General features: G+C 42.0%; 8 protein-coding genes and 2 pseudogenes. 9 read left to right on the forward strand and 1 reads right to left on the reverse strand.

Features of this window, described 5'->3' with window-relative positions; all coding sequences use genetic code 11:
• From K1M91_RS20755 to K1M91_RS20770, 4 genes and pseudogenes are all read left to right on the forward strand, one after another.
• Positions 1 to 508 (forward strand): hypothetical protein (locus tag K1M91_RS20755; protein WP_232804175.1); only part of this gene is annotated, 508 nt, incomplete at its 5' end.
• Positions 509 to 786: 278 nt separating this feature from the next.
• Positions 787 to 1,446 carry a hypothetical protein gene (locus K1M91_RS20760; RefSeq protein ID WP_232804176.1) on the forward strand — a complete coding sequence of 220 codons (660 nt, stop codon included), beginning with the start codon at positions 787 to 789 and terminating at the stop codon, positions 1,444 to 1,446.
• Between the two features lie 635 nt (positions 1,447 to 2,081).
• Positions 2,082 to 2,290: pseudogene (locus tag K1M91_RS20765) on the forward strand (transposase).
• Between the two features lie 409 nt (positions 2,291 to 2,699).
• Positions 2,700 to 3,215, forward strand: coding sequence for a hypothetical protein (locus K1M91_RS20770; RefSeq protein WP_232804177.1), 516 nt, complete (start codon positions 2,700 to 2,702; stop codon positions 3,213 to 3,215).
• A gap of 1,177 nt (positions 3,216 to 4,392) precedes the next feature.
• On the opposite strand, the pseudogene K1M91_RS20775 reads toward K1M91_RS20770, so the two are convergent.
• A pseudogene (locus K1M91_RS20775) lies at positions 4,393 to 5,401 on the reverse strand (transposase).
• A gap of 138 nt (positions 5,402 to 5,539) precedes the next feature.
• Here K1M91_RS20775 and K1M91_RS20780 point away from each other — a divergent pair.
• The 5 genes from K1M91_RS20780 to K1M91_RS20800 all read left to right on the forward strand — a co-directional run bounded on the left by K1M91_RS20780 (position 5,540) and on the right by K1M91_RS20800 (position 8,288).
• The gene (locus tag K1M91_RS20780; RefSeq protein WP_039453267.1) at positions 5,540 to 6,010 is read left to right on the forward strand and encodes a GNAT family N-acetyltransferase; all 471 of its coding nucleotides are present in this window, start codon (positions 5,540 to 5,542) and stop codon (positions 6,008 to 6,010) included.
• Between the two features lie 299 nt (positions 6,011 to 6,309).
• Positions 6,310 to 6,693 (forward strand): GFA family protein, encoded by a 384-nt coding sequence (locus tag K1M91_RS20785; RefSeq protein WP_232804178.1) that lies wholly within the window; start codon positions 6,310 to 6,312, stop codon positions 6,691 to 6,693.
• 308 nt (positions 6,694 to 7,001) lie between these two features.
• A complete protein-coding gene (locus K1M91_RS20790; protein ID WP_232804179.1) occupies positions 7,002 to 7,304 on the forward strand; it encodes a hypothetical protein in 303 nt (100 codons plus the stop codon).
• A gap of 144 nt (positions 7,305 to 7,448) precedes the next feature.
• Entirely contained in the window at positions 7,449 to 7,772 is a 324-nt protein-coding gene (locus K1M91_RS20795) for a hypothetical protein (RefSeq protein WP_232804180.1), read from the forward strand.
• 51 nt (positions 7,773 to 7,823) lie between these two features.
• Positions 7,824 to 8,288 carry a hypothetical protein gene (locus K1M91_RS20800; protein WP_232804181.1) on the forward strand — a complete coding sequence of 155 codons (465 nt, stop codon included), beginning with the start codon at positions 7,824 to 7,826 and terminating at the stop codon, positions 8,286 to 8,288.
• Positions 8,289 to 8,539: the final 251 nt, after the last annotated feature.

The following is an 8,539-nucleotide window of genomic DNA, read 5'->3' on the forward strand; positions in this document are numbered from 1 at the left end:
TTATTATAAAAGTTCATTGAGCTTTCTCCTGTTCGGTTTAGACACCTTAAGCATCCCTCGGTTAGAGATGTGCGGGAAGGGGCTCAATGACTATCAAGGGCAGGCAATCGGACCTCCGGCCGTTGCTGCCAGCGTTATGTTTTTTAGGCTAGGAAGGGCTATGGAAACAGTTAAATTACTAGATTTGGGGTTTTCTACTGCAGATGCAGAATATCCAGAAATCCATCAAGAAGATGGTGATTTACGAGCTGAATTTAAAGATTGGCAGGAAAAATCGGTAAAGTTGTATTTCGCTGATCCCGTAGCATTCAGGTGGCAGATGGTATTTGATTTACTTGAGGGAGAACGAGACGACTGCTGTTATGAAATATGTTCATCTTTTTGGCTTAAGCAACACGTCGAATCAGAAATAATTAATAGTAACGAAGGTTACAAGCACTTTCGGCTAAATTTTAATGAGTTAGGGCAACTCGATGTAATCGCACTAAACATTGTAGTACGAACATAACAGTTTAAGAGGGATTCCCAACGCTTGGCATTTTTGCTTCTACTTCAAATTTAGTGTTTATGGCACAATGCTTTAGGTTGGGTGGTAGCGTTGCTCACCCCTTAATTGGCGTTGAGGCTGTAGAATTTCTCTTTTTTAAGAAATATAGCCTGTTTTATGGGCTCCAAATGCATAACCTATTGTCTTAAAAGCGCTTAAAATTGATTGCTGGGCCCCGTTTTTTAGTCAAATCTGGCTGTTGGAGTTATTCTACAGTCTCGTTAGAAGCATGGATAGATATGAGCATTAAACAAGAATGGCAAAGGAAGTGGAGAGAAGCTTTAGGTGAGCCTACTGATTCTATGCCTGATATCAGAGAAGATTATGCTCTTCATTTCGACATATGGAATGTTAGTGATGAAAAGCTACAAGAGTGTTTTTCAATATTCCCTAATGGCGATAGATTACTTAAACGAGTTAACGAAGTAAGGAAAGCTCATCCTCAAACTACAGAAATTGATGATGAGAAGCTTTTAGGCAAACTTGATCAGCTAAATGAAGATATCGAGGCCGTACTCCGTGATTTTGGAGATGAGGAACTTATCCAATTAAATGGAGAAAAGTCTACTGCCAAGAAACGCTCCGTTTACAGAGGCTCTGAATCACAGAGACATGAGATTCTTAAGAATAGCGATTCACCCACAGTCCATTTAGATGATGAACTGTGTGAGATCATTGAGAAACACTGTGGCGAGGAAGGCTACGAAGCTTTTTTCTTTTTAAGTGAGCCTTTATATCAGTTGTCTGGTTGCTATTACACAGTATCGCATTGGATAGCTTGGGCAATGGTAGAAGCTGAGTACGATTCCGATCCATATCAGGCTGCATTTGATTTATACAAAATAAAGGCACAGGCTAGGTGGTCAAGTGATGAGCAATTCATCTACATCGCCAGCTAAGCTTCTAACCAGCCGCTGTGGTGGGCGTTAGTGCGTCAAGCGAAGCTTGATGCATCTTGCAGGGTGCAAGTCCCTGTCGGGTAAGGTTTAACTCACCACCCGTATCGAGTGTTGCGCCTATGGCGGAGCTGATTTTTTTCAGCGAACAAGATAGGTGAAGCGTACACAGAGAATTAAGTAGGCCACAGGGGATGCGTGCCGAAACGTCGGACCGCCCTAAAGTGCTGAGATCGCTCCGATAAGTACAGTCTGACTGACGAGGTTTACTCTTTTCATAAAGGAAGTGCCACTGAAGTCCAAGTAAAGCAACCGTAATGAGTGAGGTTGTGGCGAGTCAGCGGAGTTATTAAGCCGTGGCATGTTTAAAGAGATGTATCAGCTTTTATTGGTTGATGGCTCTTTGAGAGAGCCAAATGATGAAACAACCCAAACGTGCCGCAGCCCAGCAGGCAATAAAATGTGGTGCAGCGGTGATAATTTGAAAAGCCATCATCAACGCTACACGCGATTCTGTGGTTACTTAAAAGATTGCAAAGTATGCCCGCTGCAAGCGCAATGTATGCGAAAGCCCCCGATAAAAACAAGGGCGGCAAGTTCAGTTTAAAAATGATGAATTACGCAAGCAGCTGAGCTATATCGATAAAATGAAAGTTAAAATAGATAGCCCAATTGGGCGAAGGCAATATAGCAAACGATTGGGCTGTATCGAGCCCGTGTTCGGCAATATTACGGTGAATAAAGGCATGAATAAGTTGACGTACGGGGACAAGCCAAAGTGAATGCCCAGTGGCAGCTGTATTGCCTTGTTCATAATATTGAAAAGCTGCAAAAGACGATGCATTAAGCAGGGCAAGCTCCCTATTGCCTGAAATTCACCCCTAAACCAGCCTGTAACTTCCCATAAAAACGCCAAACCTTGATAATTTTCATCACAGCAGAAAAAGACTAAACAATTGAGTCAAAACAAGAACTCAGCTATGGTTTGGTGCATTATAAAAATATATCTTAAAACGAGTAATTCTACAGGCTCGTTGAGGCTGTATAATTTCTCTTTTTTTAAGAAATATAGCCTGTTTTATGGGTTCCAAAATGCATTACCTATTTTCTTAAAAGCGCTTAGGATTGATTGCTGGGCCCTGTTTTTTAGTCAAATCGGGCTGTTGGAGTTATTCTACAGTCTCGTTAGGCTAATTTATCGAATTGTGAGGTATATGATGAAGAACATCTTTTTTCTAAGAATGGATAAGGTTTTTGTGGCCACAGAACCCACGTTTTCACCACAATATCCTTATATTCACAGTGTTCACGGTACTTGCGGTAATCAAGAGTTGATTAAACAACAAGCAAGTATTATTTTTCCTAGATTAGAGCTTTCTGAACGTGAGTTACTCGACCGCATCTATAAACTCAAGCAAGAGCTGATCGCTAATGATGAGCTAGATGAAAAAGCACTAGGAAAACAACGCTGTGATTTAGCAATCAAGTATTGGCTAAAAACGATGCAAGTTGGAGATGTTGTGTTTGTTCGCAATCAGGCTAATCAATTGTACTTGTGCCAAGTGGCTAGCTACGTGCAAAAAGGCTTCTTCGATGAACATGGCTGTTTTCAACGGAAAGTTGAAAATGTACAGTTGATCGATGAAAGCTCAGTTCCTAGTGAAATCATAAATAGAACCTATGGGCGTAAAACTATTGAAAAAAATGCCTGTGAGGCGGTTAAAACTGTATTTAGAAAGCACTTTGGTAGTACGAGTACAGCATTAGCCTAACAAGAGACTTTAAACGGAACAAAAAACAGTTGGTTAGGTTCCGCTTCGCTCCACATTATAACCAACAATAAAAGCTTAAGCCTAGATAGGTTTTAAATTTATGTGCTGCACAGTTTATACAAATGGCTGAATAGATGCAGTGGTCGGCGAAGTTATAACTAGAGTAATTTCAAGAAGATGTTAATGTATTACGCCATATAAAGGCCAAGAGTGAGTAAGCGATTTATTCACGTAGATTGGTACTAGGTGCGTGGTGATTTACACGCGTGAATAGATAACTGAAGAGCCCAAAAGCTCGATGCGGTCCTGTGTTTTAACATAAGCGCACGTCCGGATCTGTGTGGGGTCGGCCCAGTAATGGGTCGCTCTACCACGATTGCGATTGAGTCCCTTGGCAAATAGCGGGTATTTTTGAAACTTAAAGAATTTTCTTTGTGGGGCTACAAGCAGGAGCGCTCTGAATCTCGAAAGTTCACACTGGAGAACCGGTGTGTATGTGCACATTTTGAACGCTACTTAGAGGGTGTCGAAACGCAAGGCGTGTCTAGGGTAGTGATTAAGCTTAGTGATGGGGACACTAGAGATGGCACTATGGAGTTAAGTAGTTCAGTTTTAAAATACTATGACAAGTTCGATTTTAAGTTTTTCTATAGCTGTAGTGAATATAAAAGAAATACTCCTAGAACAGCTTTTTACCTCGTTATTAAAAGTCTGTGAACTGAATCGGTGGCCAATTGAGCCATTCGAACGTGCGAGAGCCAAAGTGCTTGAAGACAACTTTCAAAATTCGTACGTGCTAAGTAGGAAGTTTAACCAGAGTCGAAATCTTAAAGCGAGTTTAGTCGCGGACCATTGTTCTACAAAATTTTCTCTAGCGCTTGTTGTAACAGACTTGTCAGACTGCGAAGTTTTTCGGAGACAAGTGTTTGTTGAGGAACCTGATGAGTTCTTGTTCAATTGCCAAATTGGAAGCATTCGTTGGATGAATAAGGAATTGCTTAGATACTCGTTCAGAGATAAAGGTATAGCAAAGACGGTTGAGTTTGGGTTAAACGCCGACGGTTTAATATCGCATAACAAGGCCAAGCATAAGGTATAGCGCGAGCTGTCATAAAATTTGAAACAAATTTTCCGCCTGCTAGCACTACCCATGTGGCGGCGCTGACGGATCCCCTCATTATTTAAGCATCGCTGTTTGATGGGTCACCCGTATGTATTCGTAGATTGCCCACTCTATAACCGGGCTACTTCTTCGGTACTCCCGCCGCCTTAGCACCTCTTTTGCGAGCCGTGTTATTGATAAAACATGGCGGGTTTTGATGGTGTTAGCTTGAAACTGTTATTGCCAATTTTGCTGCCTAGCAATCAGTCCAATACACCAAAGCACAACCTCAGCCAACAGGCTGATGAGTAGCAAAATATCTAATCGTTTCGTGCTGCGACTCCGGCAATGGCGTAAGCCAAAGCCATAAGCAGGGCTTTTTAAGTCCCGAAATGATTCTTCGATTTGCATCCGTTTGGCGTAGAGTTTAACGACTTGTTCTGCAGTAAACATGGCGGGGGCAAGTTGGTGGCATGCAAGAGGGCTCTTCTTTGCGATGACAGCAGGCCCGAGGTGCTGAGTCTGTGAATTCGATAGCCAGCCTTGCTTGGCTAGCTTCACCCCCCACCTCTCCGCGTAAACGGCCAAGCCAATACCAACCAAGTGCTTCAACTTGGCGAAACCAGGTGTTTCGGTAACCGGCATCGGTGATCAGAATGGGCGTGCAGTTGGGTGGCATCACTTGTTTTAATTCATCCAAGAAACGTTGATGGCTGCGAGGAGAGTTGTAATGCTTGAATTCAAAGGTACGTTCATACAAAACAACACTGCGACCATTGACGGCAATGGATGCGCGTAATGTCATCATTCGCAGCTGTTCACGCACGTCAGCCCAGTCGATAAGGACAAATGGAAAGGGGTTGAGGCTGCAAGTTAGCTGCGCATTGCCAAGCAACCTATCAACACGCTTAATGGCATGTTTAGCGGATGTCTTACCCGTCATGGAGCGGCCAAGTTGAGTAAGGGTGAGGTGGTCACCTTGGAGCAATGCTTGGGTAGAATCGATGAGGGATTGAAGTCGTTTTTTGTGAATGAAAGGGCATTGATTTTGTAGCTGTTGGTGTATGATATTAAGTTCACGCATCTCGTTGTAATCTGGTTTGTTTTTGGCGAAATTAATTAGATCACACAACGAGATGCTTTTCTATATATTTGATAGAAAAAGATATTTTGTGGGGATTTGCTAGCGTTGGGCGTTATACGAATAAGGAAAATTCGGAATATGGAAATCAAAATAGACGACCTATCGGGTGGTGAAGTCATTAAGCTTCTCGAAGAGCACTTAGCGGATATGTATGCGACTTCACCGCCAGAAAGTGTTCATGCTCTTGACGTTAATGCGCTTAAATCGCCAGATATTACGTTCTTTAGTGGTTGGTCTGGCGGAGAGCTACAAGGTTGTCTTGCTATCAAGCAATTAACCCCTCAGCATATCGAATTAAAATCGATGAGAACTTCCAGCACTTCTAGAAAGTGTGGTGTTGCTACTAAGCTTCTAGTCCATGCATTGAATTTAGCGGTTGATAAAGGATATCAGAGGGTTAGTTTAGAAACAGGTACTCAGGAATTCTTTCGACCAGCAAGAAATTTGTATGAAAAGTTTGGATTCAGCTATTGCGAGCCATTCTCCGATTACGAACTAGATCCTCATAGTCATTTTATGACAAGGGAACTGGCGGAAAAATTCGTATAACAATTTAAGAGTGATTCAGCACGCTTGGCATTTTTAGTCTGGGTCTAATTTAGTGTTACGGTGTTCAAATTGAGTGTCGTGGTAGCGTGCTTCACACCTTAATTGGGCGTTGAGGCTGTAGAATTTCTCTTTTTTTAAGAAATATAGCCTGTTTTATGGGTTCCAAAATGCATTACCTATTTTCTTAAAAGCGCTTAGGATTGATTGCTGGGCCCTGTTTTTTAGTCAAATCGGGCTGTTGGAGTTATTCTACAGTCTCGTTATAACACTTTCCGGAGTGTCAGCATGGAGGTAATAATATGGACATAAAAAGAGTACACAATGCAAAATGTCACTGTGGTGCAGTGGAGTTAGAGCTGGCGATGCCAAACGGTCTAGAGGATCCTCGTCGCTGTTCATGTTCCATGTGTCGGAAGCGTGGAGCAATTGCTGCTTCTGTTTTGCTTGAAAACCTCAAAATTGTAAAAGGTGAAGATAACTTGACCCTTTATCAATTCAATACGATGACGGCAAAACATTATTTTTGTAAAACTTGCGGCATATATACTCATCATCAAAGACGTTCTAACCCGCATCAATTCGCAATTAATGTTGCGTGTCTCGAAGGTGTTAATCCCTATGATTTGGAGCCAGTCAAAATTTACGATGGTATCCATCATCCAAAGGACACAATTAACTTGTAAATGCAAATATTGAGGCGTGTTATAACAAGAAATCCAAGCCTGACTACCAATGCGTGGCTAAATTGGTTCCAAAGAGTTTGGTTACGGTGCATTGCTTTTAATGACATCGTGCGTTGGTAGCAGCTTAATTCGGCGTTGAGGCTGTAGAATTTTTCTTTTTTTAAGAAATATAGCCTGTTTTATGGGTTCCAAAATGCATTACCTATTGTTTTAAAAGCGCTTAGGATTGATTGCTGGGCCCTGTTTTTTAGTCAAATCGGGCTGTTGGAGTTATTCTACAGTCTCGTTAGCAGCCAGAAGTTACTATCATGCAACCAAGTAATCTGTTAAAAATTGAATCATTAAATGATGATTGGCGGGATAAAGATTCCATACTTTTGCATGCCTGTTTTCAGCTACTAAAAGACTTCGTAGAGAAAGAAGACTTGGCTCTTGGAAATACGGATTGGAATGCAGATGAAAAGCATCGACTAGCAAAAGTTGAGATAGACGAATTATATAAATGGTGGATTAGCTACACCGAATCAGATACACCTGAAGAGGATAGCTTTGAGTTAGAAAATAACATGCTAATCCGTTTAATTAAAATAAGGTGGGCCTTGTGGACATAGCTGCTAACAAGTCAAGTCTAGGGGCTTGTACTCGCTGCACTCCCACCCCCCCAGCTTGAAGCGTTATACGAAATGAGAAATATACTCCCAATACTTGTTTTAATATCTTGTGGCGCGTGTAGTAAAAGCGATAGCTTTGACTACATGCTAAAGATCGATAGAGACGCGGGCGGCTTTAATTTCATTCAAGCTGTGAATGCTAAATGGGACAAAGTCTGTTTTTTTGGCCCATATTCAACTAATGCTACGGCGAAAGAGGTTCTTGGCTTTGACTGGGACTTAGAGGCTAATAGTCGTATCAATCTCAACGACGGTATTACACTAGCAGTATTTACCGGCGACTCAAGCGTCGTTGCTTACAAAGAAATATCACGTTACACAGATTTCTCACAGTTTTCAGGTGAATGCTTTCGTAAAGAAAATTCTGAGTTTGAAATAAAATCGGGGAAAGTTACTCATGCATCTTAGAGCGTATAACAATCGCAGGCAGTCGGAGCAGCTACGGGCGTTAGGCATAAAATGAATTACACCGACTTTTTGAATCAGCTAGAGAGAGATGGATTCGAATTCATCGGTAAAGCCCTTGCGTTTAAAGAGCTTGATAATTGGGTTATTGGGTACATCGGCTTAGGTGGGAGATTTCAACAAGCTGGAACAAAAGCTTTCGTGCTTTGTGCTAGACCCAAAGACTTTGGGTTCATGGATGCTCCTAAAAAGAAATATGCAACTGAACCAATGGAGTACCCATACAAACTGACCCCTGATAGCTTTAATAATAAACTAGAATATAACTCAGAGCTATTGAGATTCGATCATGGCAGAGTTGAAACAGAGGCCGATTGGTCAAGTGTATACAAAATACTAAACAATGAGCTACCAGAAGCACTTAAGAAACTTAGTGTGGCTGGTTTGGTAAAACAACTCAAAAAGCTGAAAGAACCTGGGTACGTAGAAAAAATATGGCTTGGTGAAGAAAGTGCCTAACAGATAAGAATAGGTGTCGCGAAGCCGACCCCCCATATTCAATTGTTGGACAATGCTCGGATTATCCCCGGAGCCTCGATAAGCTCGATTTCCTTCCTTATTAAGTAAATTGCTGCATTGAGCGTTAACTGCGCTTCGCCTGAGTGCCTTTCTCAAGGCGAGCGGGAGGGATGTAAGGGCAAGTTCGCGTCGGTTGGCTCAGTGGCTCAATTCCCAGTAGCTGTTGCAGCAACGGCAATAGCAAGCACTGT

It is taken from the genome of Motilimonas sp. E26, from assembly GCF_021278025.1.
In the GTDB taxonomy this organism is placed as follows: Bacteria; Pseudomonadota; Gammaproteobacteria; order Enterobacterales; family CBDFNC01; genus Motilimonas.

Coding starts and splice junctions, on each gene's coding strand:
- K1M91_RS20780 (WP_039453267.1), top strand. CDS start 5,540: ATGGAAATCAAAATAGACGACCTATCGGGTGGTGAAGTCATTAAGCTT.
- K1M91_RS20785 (WP_232804178.1), top strand. CDS start 6,310: ATGGACATAAAAAGAGTACACAATGCAAAATGTCACTGTGGTGCAGTG.
- K1M91_RS20760 (WP_232804176.1), top strand. CDS start 787: ATGAGCATTAAACAAGAATGGCAAAGGAAGTGGAGAGAAGCTTTAGGT.
- K1M91_RS20795 (WP_232804180.1), top strand. CDS start 7,449: ATGCTAAAGATCGATAGAGACGCGGGCGGCTTTAATTTCATTCAAGCT.
- K1M91_RS20800 (WP_232804181.1), top strand. CDS start 7,824: ATGAATTACACCGACTTTTTGAATCAGCTAGAGAGAGATGGATTCGAA.
- K1M91_RS20790 (WP_232804179.1), top strand. CDS start 7,002: ATGCAACCAAGTAATCTGTTAAAAATTGAATCATTAAATGATGATTGG.